Here is a 16,589-nt window from a genome sequence, read left to right as displayed (position 1 = left end):
TCATTTCATACAAGTATTGGCGATGTTTACATGACAATTTGTACTAAAAACTCAACAGTGGCAACACGGTTGTCGTTAGCACCTGTAATGGTAAGTATCTTGATATATCCTTTTGCTCCAGCAGCATTGATATAGCTGTATACTTCTCCTTCCTGAACGTTTTGGATGGCATTACTTTCTGAAGTGTGGTCTATGTTATTTTCCACATCTGTAGAGGTAACATTGTCTAAACCTTTCAGCTCCTCTACCTTAAAGGTAATTGTGCTAGCATTGTCGCCAAGAGGGTTATTAAATTCAGCTCCTGCACGGGCATCGGGAGACAATAAAGAGGGCGTGGTCGTGCCAGCTTTTCCATCACCATTGGTAACGCCAAAAGTAATGTCAATGGCTTGTTGTTCTGGACCACTTAAAGCACCAGCCTCTACGTTTGTATATACCCCGCTTTCTCCTAAGTTTGTAGCAAGATAACTTCCTTTTGCACCAATTTGCGAACCTAGATCTACTGTAGCTTTAGCTCTTAGTAGTGGAAATACACCACCGCCACCGCCTTGGCCTTGTGCTACTACGTCATAGTCGTAGCTTGCACTTTCAAATTCGCTGTCTGCATCTTTAGCCTTAAAGACTATCTTTACAATATCATCCAGGGCACCGTCTACTGGAACCATATACGTGGCATCAAAAGCAGTTGCACCAGCATCTGGCATGGTTCCTCCCGCGTCTTCTATGGCCGCACGTATAGAGGTGGCAGTACCACCATTCACTATTTTTTCAATGTCAAATTGTTGGATACCTTCAGGAGCAGTCATAAAAACACTTATCTCTATCATTTCTCCCGGCTCAAAATCATTTGTCGTATAAAGACTAGATGCGGTGGTATTGATCGTTACGGTTTCATTTACAGGTATAGGTGGTTCGGGCGGTTCGGGTGGTTGAGGTGTTTCGGTACTCTTGCTACAGCTTGAAAAAAAGACAGCTACGATGGCAAGAAATAAAATAAACGGGGTACGGATCATTCGTTTCGGTAAGAAATAATAATTGAAAGGTTTAAAAAATAGATACAAGTTCTTTTTCATCTTTTGGTATAATTTTAAATTTTACACAAATTGACATTTCTTGTTGATCCTTAAGCTGTTAAATGAACGGATGCCTCCATTCGTTTGATGGATGCCCATTTTGAGTTGACGGAATTTTATGGAACCGTCCTAAAAAAAGCTATACAGTTGGACCGGACCAAAATCTTCCATAACCACCACACTAAGACCATCCATACAAAATTTAATGCCCACTTTACATTGATTTAAAGCATTACATAGGAAATTTCCTATATTCATTTTTAACTTTCAATGTCATTTAAAAACAGACAGGATGCCACAGCTAGATACTTCTTTGTTCAATACCGAGGGAAATAGAAAATTTACCTTCGCCGGTTTCCCCGATGCCAAGATTCTGGAAAACGAAACCTCGTCCAAATGGATACAACATTTGCTGTTCGGGGATTACATTACCGTAATGGATACAGAAATTGTCAATGACCGGGTTTTGGTCAATTCCAGAAACAAAACCGGTTGGATACCTGTTGAAAACATTCAAAAAGAAAGGGTTTTGGAAGTCAATTTTATTGATATCGGCCAGGGCGATGGCTGTCATATGGTCACTCCCGATGATGAGCATTATTTAATCGATGCCGGTAAGGGCGATAATATGTACCGATACCTGTACTGGCGTTTCAACTTGGATAAAAATGAAACCTTGCCCTTTAAGTTCAAGGCCATTGTAAGCCATCCCGACAATGACCATTATTTGGGATTCACCGAAATTTTTGAGGAAGAAGCACTACAATTCGATACTATTTACCATAGTGGCATAGTACAGCGACCCATTGATAATACCAAAGGATGGAATACCCAAATTGGAAAAGTGGAAGAACTGTCGGACGGCGAAGATTATCTATCTTCTTTGGAATTTACCGATGCCGCCATGAAATCTATCCTCAATGACCCTGTAAATTCCAGTGGGTCAGGGTCTCAATACCCAAAGACCATGGCACTTGCCCTTGAACAAGCGGACCAACCAGAATATGTAGCCCTAAACAATGGTACGGGATTCTTATTGGGCAACGGTAGCGACACTGAATTTTCGTTAGAGGTCATTGCACCGATCATTGACCAAAAAGATGGAAAACAAGTAGTTCCTTTTTTGGGGAGCAACGGAAAAACCAAAAACGGACATTCGGTTTTGTTAATGTTACAATACAAAAAACTACGTGTAATGCTGGGCGGCGATATCAACGAAGAAGCGGGAACATACATTAACAATAAACTGGGCACTAATGCAAAAGCGGTCTTACGTGCGGATATTGCCAAGGCCTGCCATCACGGAAGCCATTTGTTCAGTTATGAATTTCTGGAAAACATCAATGCGTTGGGAACGGTCATTTCTAGCGGGGACGATGAGAACTACAGTCACCCAAGAGCAGATACGTTGGGCGCACTTGGGAAAACGGGGTACAGTAAAAAACCTTTGATCTTTAGCACAGAACTTGCACGGTCCAACAAAGATTTCAATACCACGACCATTCCAGAACTGGTCAAGAAGTATCAGCTATGGGAAATAGCAAAAGTAGCCTATGACGATTTTAAGGAGGATTTTGTGGATACGCCCACCAACCGATCTGTGTTGGAAGAGCTTAAGAGTACCATGGTAGAAGCTTACAAAGAGATCAACTCGTATCTTACCCGTTACGGTATGATCAGTTTACGAAGCGATGGCAAACAAATGGTCATGGCACAAAAACTGGAAAAGGATGCCCATTGGGGCAAGTACGATATGTATAAGTTTGCTTTTGATGAAGGTGAACAACGGTTTGTTAGGAAGTAAAAAATCCTAAGTTAATTACATGTACATCTGTTTTTGGTCATAAAGGCGTACCTTACCCGGGATTTATTTTGGATAAAACCTATTCCAATTTTCCCAGAAACTCCTGTTCAGAAATAATAGCTACTCCCAAATTTTCTGCTTTGGTCTTTTTGCTTGGACCCATTTTATCGCCAGCTACCAAAAACGAAGTCTTGGACGAGATGGAAGAAGCCACTTTGCCCCCATTATCTTCAATGAGTTTTTTAAGTTCGGTCCTACCCAAAGATTCAAAAACACCGGAAACCACGAAGGTTTGTCCTTTAAGTTTTTCAGATTGATTTTCCAGTTGTTCCTCGGACAAAGAGAATTGTAATCCATAGGATTTTAACCGTTCCACAATCTCAATATTAGTAAGCTCACCAAAAAATTGAACTACACTTTCTGCAATACGCTCCCCTATTTCATCCACAGCTACCAATTCTTCACTGCTAGCGGCCATTAAAGCATCGATATTTTTATACGCTTTTGCCAATTTTTTGGCAACGGTTTCTCCCACATAACGAATGCCCAAACCAAACAAAACCCGTTCAAATGGAATGTTTTTAGAGGCAGTTACACCGTTTACCAAGTTCTCCGCAGACTTTTCCGCCATACGCTCCAAAGGCATTACCTGTTCCTTGGTCAGTGTGTACAAATCGGCATAATTATGTATCAATCCCTCTTTAAAAAGCAGCTCGACGGTTTCGCCGCCCAATCCTTCGATATCCATAGCTTTTCTGGATATGAAATGCTGAATCCGACCAGTTATCTGAGGTGGACAACCTACATCGTTAGGACAAAAATGTTGTGCTTCCCCTTCTTTTCGTATCAATTCTGTGCCGCACTCTGGGCAATGGGTAATGTACTGTGTGGGCATTGAATCTTCAGGTCGCTTTGTAAAATCCACGGCAATTATCTTTGGAATAATTTCGCCTCCTTTTTCCACAAAAACCGTGTCTCCTTCTCGAATGTCTAACTTTTCAATCTGATCTGCGTTGTGCAAGGATGCACGTTTAACGGTTGTTCCGGCCAACAATACGGGTTCTAGGTTTGCAACTGGAGTAATGGCTCCTGTTCTCCCTACTTGATAGGTGATTTCGTTCAACACCGTAGAGACTTGCTCTGCCTTGAATTTATAGGCCATTGCCCAACGTGGCGCCTTAGCAGTGTACCCTAACTCGTCTTGATGTCGTAGACTGTTTACTTTGATGACCACTCCATCAGTCTCATACGGTAAATCGTGCCGATGTATGTCCCAATACTCCACAAAATCCATCACCTCTTGCGTGGTTTTGCATAATTTGGCCACTGTAGGCACTTTAAAACCCCATGAGCGCGCTTTATCCAACACTTCAAATTGGGAAGTTATTTTCAAATTTTTACCCGTAATGCTGTACAACAAACACTCTAACGGACGTTTTGCCACCAAAGCGCTATCCTGTAATTTTAGGCTGCCCGAAGCTGTATTTCTAGGGTTCATATACGCTTCTTCCCCATTTGCCAAACGCTCTTGGTTCATTTTGGCAAAACCTTCAAGGGTCAAAATGATCTCGCCACGTATATCAAATTTTGGTGGATAATCCCCTGTCAACTGTAAGGGAACGGATTTAATCGTCTTAATGTTCGTAGTGACATCATCACCTTGAAAACCGTCACCCCTCGTAACCGCTTTTACCAATTTGCCTTCTTCATAGGTGAGGCTTATTGAAGCGCCATCATACTTGAGTTCACAGGTGAATTCTACTTCAACACCCCCTAAAATTCGTTGAATTCGTTTCTCCCAATCCTCCAAATCTTCCTTGGAATACGAATTATCCAAGGAATACATTCGATGCTCATGCTGGATGGTCTCAAAATTTTTGGTGACCATACCACCAACGCGTAAGGTTGGCGAAGTGGCATCGTAAAACTCTGGATGGGCCTGTTCCAATTCCTGAAGCGATTTGAGCTTTACATCGAACTCATAGTCTGAAATAGTAGGCTCATCCAAAACATAATAATTGTAGTTATGTTTTCTTAATTCGTCCCTTAGAACCTTTATTTTTTCTTGATCGGTCATTTAAGTTTGTTCTTTTTCAATCCATTTTGGTAGTGCGGTAGGTTTGTACTCCTCCATTTTTGATAAAAGCTTTTCGGGAGTATCACCGATTAAAAGCATATCCCGATTTTCCTGTTTTAAAAACCCATTGGTTACCATACCGTCTAAAAACCGAAGCATCGCATCGTAAAAACCTTTTACATTCAATATGCCGATAGGTTTTTGATGTAGCCCAAGTTGCCCCCAGGTTATAATTTCAAATAATTCTTCCATGGTACCAAAACCACCGGGAAGGGCAATAAAACCATTGGAAAGTTCATGAATTCTTAATTTTCTTTCGTGCATGGTTTCCACAACGATCAGCTCGGTAATATTTGGATGAAAAATTTCCTTACGCTTTAAGAAATCGGGTATAACGCCTATTACCGTACCATTTTGAGCTAGGGCTCCGTCCGCAACCTGTCCCATAAGACCCACATTGGCTCCACCATAAACTAAATTAATACCCTTGCTGGTCATATATTCACCCAGTTGAAATGCCATTTTGGTCATCTCTACGTCATTTCCTGAGCTACTTCCACAAAAAACTGCAATCGTATCCATATTAATCTAGTTTACCTTTAAGCATTCTATCGTTTCCAAAGATATCTTTGCGCAGTTCAATTTCTGAAAAATTATGCGCTTCTAAAAGTAACTTGGTTTCTTCTCCTAAATATTGATTGATTTCTAAATATATGCTTCCCGTTTTAGAAAGGTACCGTTGCGTAAATTTAGTAATGGCCCTGTAAAATAATAATGCATCTTCATCTGGAACAAATAGGGCCAAATTAGGTTCGTAATCCTTTACGTTCTTTTTGATGTGTTCTTTTTCGAGTTCACGTACATAGGGTGGGTTTGAAACTATAATGTCAAATTCAAAATTAAGTTCAAGTTCAAGTTCAAAGTTTAAAATATCCGCTTTTATAAATGTAACTTCGACCTCGTTAAGTTGAGCATTTTGTGTGGCAACTTCCAACGCTTTTTCAGAAATATCGATAGCAAACACTTTGGCGTTTGGAAGCTTTTTTGCCAAGGCAATCGCAATACAACCGCTTCCCGTACCAATATCCAAAATTTTTAATCCTTGGTCGTCATTGAGTAGATCCGACTTGCGGTCATTGAGCTTAGTCGAAATGACACTTCGACTACGCTCAGCGTCCGGGTTGCTCTGCTCAGCATCCTGACTATTATCCAAAATTATCCACTCTACCAATTCCTCTGTCTCGGGTCTGGGAATCAATACATGCTCATTAACCTTGAACTCCATATCCATAAAGTACGCCGTACCTAAAATATATTGCAATGGCTTTTCCAGTTTTAGCTGTGCCAAAGCTTCAAAAAGTGGCTGCTCTTCTTCTTTGGTTATTGATACGTTAGGCTGTAGCACCAAAACAAATCGCTCCAACTGCAAATAATGTTCAATGAGTTGGTAAAAAAAAGCATCTACTTCCTCATTAGGATATAGCTTATCCAATTCTTTATGGAAAATGGTCTTGATCTCTTTTAGGAGCACACTATATTTTTTTAAGCATCCAAACTGGGCAAGAATAGTGTCCCGTATTGCCCATAGGGGCATCTATATACTCAAAACCATTCTTTTTATACAATTTTTGGGCTGCTTCCATATAGGGCATGGTCTCTAGATAACATTGCTCAAAACCATATTCTTTAGCGCTATCCAAACACTTCGCGATCATCTTGGCACTTAAACCCCTACCCCTAGCTTGTTCCAAAAAGTACATTTTCTGTAGTTCGCATACGTTCCCATCATGATTTTCCAATTGAGCAACTCCAGCACAGCCAATAATTTGTCCGTCATCCTCAATTACATAGTAAACTGCCTTAGGCATATTATAAGCTTCATACATATTTTCCAAAGCCATATCTGCATAGGCTGTGCCCACTTTAGGCGCCCCCATGTCTTCCAAAACTTTACGGATTACCCTAGCAACCTGAACGTTATCCGCTAGTGTAATTTCCCTGATTATGGCATCGCCCATATTGCGTTTTAATTATGCTATTTTTGCGATGTGAATATACATGAAAAATACATGTTACGATGTATTGAGCTAGGTGAAAGAGGACTTGGGACTACGGCACCAAATCCAATGGTAGGTTGTGTAATCGTGTATGACCAAAAAATCATAGGTGAAGGCTATACAAGTCCTTATGGCGGTCCACATGCCGAAGTAAATGCAATTAACTCGGTGAAAGAGAAAAAGCACCTTTCAAAAGCTACACTTTACGTCACCTTGGAACCTTGCTCCCATTTTGGAAAAACCCCACCTTGTACGGATTTAATATTAAAACATGCGATTCCCGAAGTTGTCATCGGACTCCAAGACCCCCATGATAAAGTTGCGGGAAAAGGTATTGAAAAACTAAAGGCCTCTGGATGTAACGTAACCGTTGGGGTTATTGAAGCTGAGTGCAGAAATCATCATAAACGATTTTTAAGTTTTCAAGAAAAAAAACGCCCTTATATTGTTTTAAAATGGGCAGAAACAAAAGATGGCTTTATTGCTCCTGATAAGAAACAAAGAAATAACGTGCCTGAGCCTTTTTGGATTTCGAACACCTATTCAAAGCAACTGGTGCACAAATGGAGAACAGAAGAACAAGCTATTTTAGTGGGCACCAATACCGTGCTGGAAGACAATCCTAAGCTTACGGCGAGAAATTGGGAGGGCAACCATCCTATTCGTGTAATCTTGGATAAGGATTTAAAAATTTCAACTGATTTTCACGTGTTGGATAAAAGCGTAAAAACCATCGTTCTTACACAAACCGATGATGCATTTAACTACATAAACGGGATTACGTATGAATTGATTGATTTTTCGAAACCCATTGCCCAGCAGGTATGTGATGCACTCTATCGTCATTCGATCACAAGCGTATTGGTTGAAGGAGGCACAAAAACACTACAAACTTTCATTAATGAGGGATTATGGGATGAAGCTAAGGTTTTCAATGGAACGACCTCGTTTCATAATGGCATAACAGCTCCAAAAATTTCTGGTACTCCTTCGGAAAACATTTCAATACTGTCTGACACTTTATCAATCTTTATAAATGATTAAGAATATAATACTGGATTTTGGTGATATTTTCATCAATTTGGATAAATCCGCTACGGCAAAAGCCATGGAAAAATTTGGTTATACAGGCCTGACCCCGGACTTGGATACACTTTTTAAGGCGTATGAAAAAGGAACCATAAGCTCCGTTGCTTTTTTAAATGATGTATCGCACTACTTTCCAAAAGCTACCCAACAAGATTTAATCAATGCTTGGAACGCTATTTTATTGGATTTTCCCAATAAACGATTAGAATTTATAGAAGCTTTTGCAAAAGAAAACAAATACAGATTGTTTCTCCTCAGCAATACCAATGACATCCATATTGAATTTGTGAAACAACAAATGGGCATGGGGCATTTCAATAGATTTGAAGCATCTTTTGAAGTATTTTATCTATCCTATGAAATGGGAATGCGAAAACCTGATGCCGAAATCTTCGAATTTGTTTTGGAAGAAAATAAGCTAATAGCAAGTGAAACCCTTTTTGTAGACGACACTAAAGAGAATACAGATGCTGCGGCCAGTCTGGGAATTCATGTTTGGAATTTGAAGGTAGGCAAAGAAGATATCATACAATTAAAATCTTACTTGTAATGCTATACCTGGTCCTTAGTGTGCTTTGCTCAAGTTTGATTTTCGTCATCTTTAAACTTTTTTCGGTATACAAAGTACAGACCCTCTATGCCATTATCACCAATTATGTGGTAGCTTGTGTGGTAGGCCTGGTTTTATATAAGGGCACAATAGATTTTAACGGAATAGCAAAACAGTCTTGGTTTTTAGGCACTTTGGCATTGGGTATCTTTTTTATTCTCATTTTTAACTTAATGGCCAAGACCTCGCAGGTTGCTGGTGTTTCGGTAGCTTCGGTGGCAACAAAAATGTCTTTGGTCATGCCAGTCATCTTTGGAGTCATTCAATATAAAGAGTCTCTTTCCCTGCTTCAGATCATAGGCATTTTACTTGCGTTGGCAGCAGTTTATTTTGCTTCTCTAAAAGAAAATGGCATCGTAGTCTCCAAAAAGATATTGGTGTTACCGCTGCTCGTATTTCTAGGTTCCGGGATTATAGACATCAGCATGAAATATTTTCAGGAAAACCATCTACAACCTGAAGAAGTTCCCATTTTTTCGGCCATGATTTTTGGTTTTGCGGCGATTACCGGTTTTGTGTTTATTGGTTCAAAAGCGATTAAACAACCCATCACACTTAATTTTAAAAATGTATTGGGCGGCATCGCATTGGGAATTCCCAACTATTTTTCCATTTTCTTTTTGATCAGGGCTTTGGAAAACAAGGCGCTTAGCAGTGCTGTCATCTTCACATTGAACAACGTTGCCATCGTTATGCTTTCAACCATTCTTGGGATTTTGATTTTTAAGGAAAAAATGAGCTTAAAAAATCGAGCTGGTATTCTCTTGGCCGTAATCAGTATTGTTTTAGTAGCCCTATTTTGATGAAGGCGGACGATATTTTCAAGACCATTGCCAAGCCGTCCGATGAGATTCTTTATAAGGACAGAAAAAGTAAATTCTATGGTTATGCTTTCCCAATTACATCTGAAGATGCTATAAAGCCAATAATTGAAATGTTACGGAAGAAACACCATACGGCCAATCATGTATGCTACGCATGGCAATTGGGCGAAAAAACTTATAGTTACCGAGCTAACGATGATGGTGAACCCAATAATTCTGCTGGAATGCCCATTTATGGACAAATTCAAGCCTTTGAAATCACCAATGTATTGGTAGCCGTTGCAAGAATTTTTGGAGGTACTAAACTGGGAGTTGGCGGACTTATTCAAGCATACCGCACTGCGGCCCAGATAGCCTTGGAAAATGCATCCATTGTTGAAAAGACCATAGCATCATTCTTTGAACTGCATTTTGAGTATCCGATTATGGACAAAGTCATGCGAATCATCAAACAAAAAGGAATAACCATAGTCTCGCAAAAAATGGAACTGACTTGTATATTAACTATTTCAGTAAGGGAGAGTGAGGGTAAACAAATTAAGATACTCTTCGATGAAATGCAACATATTGCAATAAAGGCGCTGTACTAAAAATCCAATTTTTCCAGAATATGATTTGGACACTTTACTGGTCTATTCGTTTTCCTATCCATAAACGCTAAAACAGTATTAGCTTCTGCCAATAATTCTTGGGATTCGTTATAAATTTTGTAGTCAAACTCTATCTTCACCAAAGGTGGTTTTTTAATTGTGGTCTCTACGGTAATCAAATCATCATAAAGCGCCGATTTTTTGTATTTAATCTGTAAGGAAATTACGGGCAGTATAATTCCATTTTCCTCCATGCTCCTATAAGTGGTGCCCAAGGCTCTTAACCACTCTACCCTTCCGAGTTCCAAATACTGTGCATAGTTACCGTGGTATACCACACCCATTTGGTCGGTTTCTACATAACGGACCCTAAAAGAAAATGATTTTTTTAGCATATATTAAATGAAAAATGATATATTTAGAGGCTTGGTTAACATTAAGGAAACATGCGAAAAAAAAATAGAATATTCAACCACTAAATGATTTTTTTTTTAAAAGATTTGTTCACATATTTGTCGCATCCAAAGAGCATCTAATTTCCCCTTAGATGTTTTAATTATAGCTTTAAACTAACCAACAAAACTAAGGAAAAACTTTTATGAGTGTGACTGCAAATTCCGTGTGGAACAACTGTTTGGCTTTTATCAAGGATAATATCCAACCGCAGGCATTCAAAACTTGGTTTGAACCTATAAAGCCTATCAAGTTAACAGACAAAGCCCTTAGCATACAGGTGCCCAGTAAATTTTTTTATGAGTGGCTTGAGGAGCATTACGTAAAGCTTTTGAAGGTTGCGCTTACCAAGGAATTGGGAAATAACGCAAAACTTATTTACATCATTAAAATGGAAAATAAGTACGGTAATAAAGAACCGTTCACAGAACAGATACCAAGCTCCAATAGAACCGCTGTTGGACCACAAGAATTGGATGTGCCAATTACGTCAAAAAGTCCCGAGCTCAAAAATCCTTTTGTTATTCCCGGAATACGGAATATAAAGATTGAGTCACAGCTAAACCCAAATTACAACTTTGAGAATTTTCTTGAAGGTGATTCCAATCGTTTAGCGAGGTCCGCAGGTATGGCCGTGGCCAATAAACCTGGTGGTACTTCCTTTAATCCATTGTTGGTTTTTGGGGGAGTTGGTCTAGGGAAGACACACTTGGCCCATGCCATTGGTGTTGAAATCAAGGATAAATATCCGGAAAAGACCGTACTATACATTTCTGCAGAAAAGTTTACGCAGCAGTATATAGAATCTGTTAAAAAGAACACCAGAAACGATTTCATCCATTTTTACCAGTTAATAGATGTGCTTATCATTGATGATGTACAGTTTCTATCCGGTAAATCAGGTACACAAGATGTTTTCTTTCATATATTCAATCACTTACATCAAAACGGAAAACAAGTTATTTTAACTTCCGATAAGGCTCCAGTGGATATGCAGGACATAGAACAACGCTTGCTGTCCCGTTTTAAGTGGGGGCTTTCCGCTGAATTGCAGAGTCCGGATTTTGAGACCAGAATCTCTATCCTAAAAAACAAGCTCTATCGTGATGGCGTTGAGATGCCAGATGAGATTATAGACCATGTCGCAAAAAATATAAAGACAAATATCCGAGAATTGGAAGGTGCCATTATATCCTTAATAGCACAATCCTCTTTTAACAAAAGAGAAGTTACATTGGAACTCGCACAACAAGTGGTAGAAAAGTTTGTAAAAAATACCAAGCGGGAGGTTTCCATAGACTACATCCAAAAGGTGGTTTCTGATTATTTTGAGATGGATGTCGCTACCTTACAATCCAAAACAAGAAAGCGCCATATTGTACAAGCAAGACAATTGGCCATGTTCTTTGCAAAAAAATTCACAAAAGCCTCTCTGGCGAGCATAGGGTCACAAATTGGAAAGCGAGATCATGCTACCGTATTGCATGCTTGTAAAACGGTGGACAATTTAGCGGAGACTGATAAACAGTTCAGAAAATACATTGAAGACCTGAGCAAAAAATTCTCTTAATAATAATTCCTCACACTTAATGAAAACCAAAGTCTTGATGGTCTGCTTAGGAAATATATGCAGGTCACCCTTGGCCGAAGGTATTTTAAAATCCAAAGTCGATACGAATAAAGTAATTGTAGATTCCGCAGGAACGGCCAGCTATCATGTTGGCAATCCGCCAGACAAAAGATCTATAGCTGTAGCCAAAAAACATGGAATCGATATAAGTCTTCAGACCTGTAGGCAGTTTTCTAAAGAAGATTTTAACATTTTCGACTTTATCTATGTCATGGATAAAAATAACTTTGATAATGTTATACGCTTGGCAACTTCAGAATCAGAAGAAAAAAAAGTGAAATTACTCTTGGGCGAAGTTGATTTGGACATCAACGAAGTACCTGACCCTTATTATGGGGGAGTAGACGGTTTTGAAAACGTATATCAGATGGTCGATATTGCTTGTGAAGCAATTGCAAAAAAAGTAAGTTAGCATATGGAGGACCCCAAACCAAGTCTCGTTGTAGGCAAAATATACTTAATTCCCACTACACTTGGGGACAATGCCCCTCTTGAGGTATTGCCCATTTCCATAAAGCGAACTATTGAGAATACAGATCATTACATTGTAGAGAACGAAAAAACTGCTAGGCATTTCATTAAAAAAATAAGTCCGAGTAAAGCTCAACCCAATCTGCATATTGAAACTTTGAACAAGTTTACCGATCCAGCCGTTATCCCCGAGTTTTTAGAGCCTTGTATCAGTGGTTTTGACATAGGCATACTTTCCGAAGCAGGCTGCCCGGGAATTGCTGATCCAGGCGCAGAGGTAATCAGGGTTGCTCACGAAAAAAGAATACAGGTAGTTCCCTTGGTGGGGCCATCCTCTATTCTTATGGCCATGATGTCCAGTGGTATGAACGGACAAAATTTCGCATTTAATGGTTACCTGCCTATCGATGCTTCTGAACGTAAATCTAAAATTAAGAACCTGGAACGCATTTCAAGAGAAAAGGGTCAATCACAAATCATCATGGAAACGCCTTATCGAAATGATAAACTTTTGAAGGAATTAACAAAAACACTTCAAAAAACCACAAGATTATGTGTTGCCTGTGATATTACGTTACCTACGGAGTTTATTAGAACCAAAATTGCACATGAGTGGAGCGAAATAGCCATTGATCTTAATAAAAGGCCCACGATATTTATTATTCAAGCATAAAAAAACCCAGATTTAAATTCTGGGTTTAATAGGGTACGCTAAAAGTATATTGTTAAACTTTTGCGTTTCTTTTCTGCGCTATTTCGGAAATATCATACCCTGCAAATTTTCGAATGTAATATGATATACTACTCCCGTATGCGTCCGCAACGTCGTTCTTTCCATAAGAACGTAGGTACTTTTTCACATTTCCGGCGCCAGCTAGATGCGCTGCGGCCAAAATACCAGATTCAGTAATTTCAACCCCTCTTATCCTTTTTCCGTTAAAACGTTTGATATCCCTACGCAGAATCCATTTGTTTCTTGCGATATTGGTTTCAAATGTTTTTTCTTGAAGCGCTGGGTCATTAAGAAAACTACCAGCATCGTGTACTCCCATTAAACTGAGCGTACTCAATCCAAATTGATACTTTCCAAGATATCCAAACGTATTAATAACAGAGTACCTTCCTTGGGATTCCTTAAAAGCAAGGGCTTCTTTAAATCCATTGTACGCTTTTCCCAAAAAAGGAGGTTTAATTTTTAGATCTTCGGAAGAATCCAAAGAATCTTTAAGAACCAAGATTTCAGTGTTGGCTTCTACTTTTAACGAATCGGGAATTTTATAGTCCACTTTTTTCGTTACGGTATATGAGCCAAAACTTGTTAAAATTACAATCATGGCCAGATGCAAAACAAAGCTTATCCATCTTTTCATAACTTTCATATTTAGCGTTCTGATGCACCAAAAACGGTACAACTAAATTAGGGCGGCAAATATAAGGGCAGTGTTTTTCATTTGAAGCATGATGTTCATAAGATTTTCTTAAATGAGGCCCAAAATCCGTTAAATCACTGAAAATTAACGATAAAAGGTATTATCGACGCACTTTTTTGGAATCCAACCATCGGGTATATTGCACTTTATTTCGGTTGTGTTGCGCCAAGGTTTTGGCAAACATGTGGTATCCAAAATTGGAAACATCGGCTACAAAAAATAAATAATCGTGTTTTTCAGGATTTAAAACGGCATCAATCGAAGAGATGTCAGGCATAGCAATCGGACCTGGAGGAATGCCTACATATTTATAGGTATTATAGGGTGAATCCATCTCTAAATCCCGATATAAAACCCGCTTGATTATAGTATCAAAATTCCCGGTCTCTTTTTTTATGGCATAAATAACCGTTGGATCAGCTTGTAACAATATCCCTTTTCTCACTCTATTAAGATATACTCCGGCCACTCGTGGTCGTTCCTCTACTTTAACGGTTTCTTTTTGCACAATTGCAGCAAGCGCAACGACTTGGGATGGAGAAAGATTTAATTCTTCTGCTTTTTTCAATCGTTCGGCATTCCAAAACCGCTCATACTCTTTGTACATTTTATCCCTAAAATTCTTCGCATTGGTATTCCAGAAGAATTCATACGTATTGGGCAGGTACATTCCCAACTTAGAATCTTCGTTAAACCCTACGTTCTCCAGAAATTCAGGATCATTGAAACTATTTACCAGCTCAGCACTATCTGCTTCTATTTGTTGGGCTATCCTTCCTGCCAAGGCATTTAGGGACTCTTGATTGTTGAACGAGACCTTCACAGGGATATTTTTACTGCGGAGAGAATTGATCATCTCATTGTTGTTCATCCCTTTTTTTAAGGCAAACTTTCCACCTTTAATGTTGGTTACATATCCTTTGCGCTGTGCCACAGCTTCAAAAGTAGACATATCTTTCACCAATGGTTCTAGATTATTCCTTACATCTAAAAAAGTAGCATTGGATGGAATGTACACAAAGGCTTCATCATTATTAAAGTTGGTATTGGGACTAAATATGGCACTATAGATTTGATATGCTATGAAGCCACAAATCAAAAGTCCTAAAATGGCTGTCGCCCAAAGTACTTTTTTAAGCATTGGTGTTTATTTTTTGAAACATAATCTCATTTTTGAAACCGTTATTGGTTCTGACCCACTCTTTCTTTACCCCTATTTTTTGAAAACCCATCTTTTCAAATAGATAAATACTTGGCGTATTTTCTTCCAATATATTGGCGTAAAGTTGATGAACATCCAAAATTGAAAAGGCATAGTTGCACAAGAGGGAAAGCGCTTCCGCGCCTAAACCCTTGTTCCTATCTTCTGGCCTCGCAATCACTATACCGATTCCCGCCCTTCTGTTTTTTGGGTCAAAATCAAACAAATCTATTAAACCGATACTTTTATCAGCATTATCGCAAATGCATAAACGTAGTTGTTTCACATCGTAAATATCCCTGTGAGCGTTTTCCAAATATAACCGAAGTACTTTTTTTGAATATGGCTTCAATGTGCCGCTTATCTCCCAAATTGAAGTGTCATTCTCCAATTGGTACAGAAATTCCAAATCCTTAGGTTCCAACGCCCTTAAACGCGCTTGTTTTCCTTTAAGATTTAACATAAAATCTCTCCTTTATAGACTTGTTTTGCAGGTCCTTTTAAGCAAACATTCCTGTAAGCACCTTTTTGATGATCAAAGCTGATGGTCAAATCTCCACCGGGCGTTCTGACTCCAATGGTGCTCGAAGATGTTTTACCTAATTTATGCATAGCAATGGCAACCGCCGTTACTCCTGTTCCACATGAAAGCGTCTCATCTTCAACTCCCCTTTCATAGGTTCTCACCCCAAAAGCGTTGCCATCCAACTGTTCAACAAAGTTTATATTGCTTCCAGCCTGTCCGTACAGACCGTAGCGTAATTTGGCTCCCTCTTTTTGCACATTCAAATCCGATAGGTTTTCAATGAGCTGTACATGATGTGGTGATCCTGTATCCAGAAAACTGTATGAAGGTTTTATTTTGATGTCATCTACATCCGTCATATTTAGCTCTACCATATCGTCAACGATCGTAGCTTGGTGCAAACCATCAATCGCATTGAAAGTAGTCTTGCTATCAATAATACCTAAGTAGTTGGCAAAAGCCACCAAACATCTACCTCCATTTCCACACATACTACTTTCTGCTCCGTCGGCATTGTAATAGACCATTTTAAAATCCGACATTTTGTCATTTTCCAATAGAATGAGTCCATCCCCCCCAATGCCAAATTTTCTATCGCAAAGCTTGGCAATCAATTTGGTATCGTTTTTGGGAAAAGTTTGTTGGCGATTGTCAATGATAACAAAATCATTTCCCGTACCTTGATATTTAAAAAATTGTAGTACCATAATTGCCTGCAAAGGAACAAATATAGGGTATTCTTTAAGGAATTTTT

The 16,589-nt window shown here is 39.1% G+C and carries 18 protein-coding genes; 8 read left to right on the top strand and 10 right to left on the bottom strand.

Annotated features, from left to right (window positions below; all coding sequences use genetic code 11):
- Nucleotides 1–26: 26 nt before the first annotated feature.
- Nucleotides 27–1,073: a hypothetical protein gene (locus LV716_RS15175; RefSeq protein WP_163418631.1), complete on the bottom strand. Its 1,047-nt coding sequence runs from the start codon at nt 1,071–1,073 to the stop codon at nt 27–29.
- Nucleotides 1,074–1,365: 292 nt separating this feature from the next.
- On the opposite strand from LV716_RS15175, the gene LV716_RS15170 reads away from it, so the two are divergent.
- A complete protein-coding gene (locus LV716_RS15170; RefSeq protein ID WP_163418630.1) occupies nt 1,366–2,877 on the top strand; it encodes a ComEC/Rec2 family competence protein in 1,512 nt (503 codons plus the stop codon).
- A gap of 79 nt (nt 2,878–2,956) precedes the next feature.
- Here LV716_RS15170 and ligA read toward each other — a convergent pair whose 3' ends face one another.
- The 4 genes from ligA to LV716_RS15150 are packed head-to-tail and all read right to left on the bottom strand — an operon-like array spanning nt 2,957 to nt 6,972.
- Nucleotides 2,957–4,954, bottom strand: coding sequence for an NAD-dependent DNA ligase LigA (gene ligA / locus LV716_RS15165; RefSeq protein ID WP_163418629.1), 1,998 nt, complete (start codon nt 4,952–4,954; stop codon nt 2,957–2,959).
- On the bottom strand, nt 4,955–5,536 hold the full coding sequence (locus tag LV716_RS15160) for a TIGR00730 family Rossman fold protein (RefSeq protein WP_163418628.1): 582 nt from the start codon (nt 5,534–5,536) through the stop codon (nt 4,955–4,957).
- A gap of 1 nt (nt 5,537) precedes the next feature.
- Complete coding sequence (prmC, locus tag LV716_RS15155) at nt 5,538–6,485, bottom strand: peptide chain release factor N(5)-glutamine methyltransferase (protein WP_163418627.1); 948 nt, start codon at nt 6,483–6,485, stop codon at nt 5,538–5,540.
- 1 nt (nt 6,486) lies between these two features.
- A complete protein-coding gene (locus tag LV716_RS15150) occupies nt 6,487–6,972 on the bottom strand; it encodes a GNAT family N-acetyltransferase (RefSeq protein WP_163418626.1) in 486 nt (161 codons plus the stop codon).
- A 51-nt stretch (nt 6,973–7,023) separates the two neighbouring features.
- Between LV716_RS15150 and ribD the strand changes: the two genes are divergently transcribed.
- Genes ribD through LV716_RS15130 form a run of 4 tightly spaced genes read left to right on the top strand, consistent with a single transcriptional unit; the run spans nt 7,024 to nt 10,124 of the window.
- A complete protein-coding gene (ribD, locus tag LV716_RS15145) occupies nt 7,024–8,055 on the top strand; it encodes a bifunctional diaminohydroxyphosphoribosylaminopyrimidine deaminase/5-amino-6-(5-phosphoribosylamino)uracil reductase RibD (protein WP_233759152.1) in 1,032 nt (343 codons plus the stop codon).
- On the top strand, nt 8,048–8,650 hold the full coding sequence (locus LV716_RS15140; RefSeq protein ID WP_163418624.1) for an HAD family phosphatase: 603 nt from the start codon (nt 8,048–8,050) through the stop codon (nt 8,648–8,650). The genes ribD and LV716_RS15140 overlap by 8 nt, the downstream gene beginning before the upstream one ends.
- The gene (locus tag LV716_RS15135; RefSeq protein WP_163418623.1) at nt 8,650–9,513 is read left to right on the top strand and encodes a DMT family transporter; all 864 of its coding nucleotides are present in this window, start codon (nt 8,650–8,652) and stop codon (nt 9,511–9,513) included. Before LV716_RS15140 ends, LV716_RS15135 begins: the two co-directional genes overlap by 1 nt.
- A complete protein-coding gene (locus tag LV716_RS15130) occupies nt 9,513–10,124 on the top strand; it encodes a YigZ family protein (protein ID WP_163418622.1) in 612 nt (203 codons plus the stop codon). The genes LV716_RS15135 and LV716_RS15130 overlap by 1 nt, the downstream gene beginning before the upstream one ends.
- Here the strand turns inward: LV716_RS15130 and LV716_RS15125 are convergent.
- Nucleotides 10,121–10,519 carry a thioesterase family protein gene (locus tag LV716_RS15125; RefSeq protein ID WP_163418621.1) on the bottom strand — a complete coding sequence of 133 codons (399 nt, stop codon included), beginning with the start codon at nt 10,517–10,519 and terminating at the stop codon, nt 10,121–10,123. The genes LV716_RS15130 and LV716_RS15125 overlap by 4 nt on opposite strands.
- A 203-nt stretch (nt 10,520–10,722) precedes the next feature.
- On the opposite strand from LV716_RS15125, the gene dnaA reads away from it, so the two are divergent.
- From dnaA to LV716_RS15110, 3 genes are read left to right on the top strand one after another with little or no spacing between them, the layout of a single operon-like run.
- Entirely contained in the window at nt 10,723–12,147 is a 1,425-nt protein-coding gene (gene dnaA, locus LV716_RS15120; protein WP_163418620.1) for a chromosomal replication initiator protein DnaA, read from the top strand.
- Between the two features lie 19 nt (nt 12,148–12,166).
- On the top strand, nt 12,167–12,619 hold the full coding sequence (locus LV716_RS15115; protein ID WP_163418619.1) for a low molecular weight protein-tyrosine-phosphatase: 453 nt from the start codon (nt 12,167–12,169) through the stop codon (nt 12,617–12,619).
- 3 nt (nt 12,620–12,622) lie between these two features.
- On the top strand, nt 12,623–13,351 hold the full coding sequence (locus LV716_RS15110; RefSeq protein WP_163418618.1) for an SAM-dependent methyltransferase: 729 nt from the start codon (nt 12,623–12,625) through the stop codon (nt 13,349–13,351).
- 52 nt (nt 13,352–13,403) lie between these two features.
- Here LV716_RS15110 and LV716_RS15105 read toward each other — a convergent pair whose 3' ends face one another.
- The 4 genes from LV716_RS15105 to dapF form a co-directional block, all read right to left on the bottom strand.
- Nucleotides 13,404–14,048 (bottom strand): hypothetical protein, encoded by a 645-nt coding sequence (locus LV716_RS15105; protein ID WP_163418617.1) that lies wholly within the window; start codon nt 14,046–14,048, stop codon nt 13,404–13,406.
- A gap of 160 nt (nt 14,049–14,208) precedes the next feature.
- Nucleotides 14,209–15,249, bottom strand: coding sequence for an endolytic transglycosylase MltG (gene mltG, locus LV716_RS15100; protein WP_163418616.1), 1,041 nt, complete (start codon nt 15,247–15,249; stop codon nt 14,209–14,211).
- Entirely contained in the window at nt 15,242–15,772 is a 531-nt protein-coding gene (locus LV716_RS15095) for a GNAT family N-acetyltransferase (RefSeq protein ID WP_163418615.1), read from the bottom strand. The genes mltG and LV716_RS15095 overlap by 8 nt, the downstream gene beginning before the upstream one ends.
- Nucleotides 15,766–16,542 (bottom strand): diaminopimelate epimerase, encoded by a 777-nt coding sequence (gene dapF / locus LV716_RS15090; RefSeq protein ID WP_163418614.1) that lies wholly within the window; start codon nt 16,540–16,542, stop codon nt 15,766–15,768. The genes LV716_RS15095 and dapF overlap by 7 nt, the downstream gene beginning before the upstream one ends.
- Between the last annotated feature and the right edge of the window lie 47 nt (nt 16,543–16,589).

This window comes from Flagellimonas sp. HMM57, from assembly GCF_021390175.1.
Lineage (GTDB): Bacteria > Bacteroidota > Bacteroidia > Flavobacteriales > Flavobacteriaceae > Flagellimonas.
This window is presented reverse-complemented; position numbering and strand designations above follow the sequence as displayed.

Coding starts and splice junctions, on each gene's coding strand:
- LV716_RS15150 (WP_163418626.1), bottom strand. CDS start 6,972: ATGGGCGATGCCATAATCAGGGAAATTACACTAGCGGATAACGTTCAG.
- dapF (WP_163418614.1), bottom strand. CDS start 16,542: ATGGTACTACAATTTTTTAAATATCAAGGTACGGGAAATGATTTTGTT.
- LV716_RS15175 (WP_163418631.1), bottom strand. CDS start 1,073: ATGAAAAAGAACTTGTATCTATTTTTTAAACCTTTCAATTATTATTTC.
- LV716_RS15105 (WP_163418617.1), bottom strand. CDS start 14,048: ATGAAAAGATGGATAAGCTTTGTTTTGCATCTGGCCATGATTGTAATT.
- LV716_RS15095 (WP_163418615.1), bottom strand. CDS start 15,772: ATGTTAAATCTTAAAGGAAAACAAGCGCGTTTAAGGGCGTTGGAACCT.
- LV716_RS15130 (WP_163418622.1), top strand. CDS start 9,513: ATGAAGGCGGACGATATTTTCAAGACCATTGCCAAGCCGTCCGATGAG.
- LV716_RS15125 (WP_163418621.1), bottom strand. CDS start 10,519: ATGCTAAAAAAATCATTTTCTTTTAGGGTCCGTTATGTAGAAACCGAC.
- ribD (WP_233759152.1), top strand. CDS start 7,024: ATGTTACGATGTATTGAGCTAGGTGAAAGAGGACTTGGGACTACGGCA.
- ligA (WP_163418629.1), bottom strand. CDS start 4,954: ATGACCGATCAAGAAAAAATAAAGGTTCTAAGGGACGAATTAAGAAAA.
- dnaA (WP_163418620.1), top strand. CDS start 10,723: ATGAGTGTGACTGCAAATTCCGTGTGGAACAACTGTTTGGCTTTTATC.
- LV716_RS15170 (WP_163418630.1), top strand. CDS start 1,366: ATGCCACAGCTAGATACTTCTTTGTTCAATACCGAGGGAAATAGAAAA.
- LV716_RS15115 (WP_163418619.1), top strand. CDS start 12,167: ATGAAAACCAAAGTCTTGATGGTCTGCTTAGGAAATATATGCAGGTCA.
- LV716_RS15160 (WP_163418628.1), bottom strand. CDS start 5,536: ATGGATACGATTGCAGTTTTTTGTGGAAGTAGCTCAGGAAATGACGTA.
- mltG (WP_163418616.1), bottom strand. CDS start 15,249: ATGCTTAAAAAAGTACTTTGGGCGACAGCCATTTTAGGACTTTTGATT.
- LV716_RS15140 (WP_163418624.1), top strand. CDS start 8,048: ATGATTAAGAATATAATACTGGATTTTGGTGATATTTTCATCAATTTG.
- LV716_RS15135 (WP_163418623.1), top strand. CDS start 8,650: ATGCTATACCTGGTCCTTAGTGTGCTTTGCTCAAGTTTGATTTTCGTC.
- LV716_RS15110 (WP_163418618.1), top strand. CDS start 12,623: ATGGAGGACCCCAAACCAAGTCTCGTTGTAGGCAAAATATACTTAATT.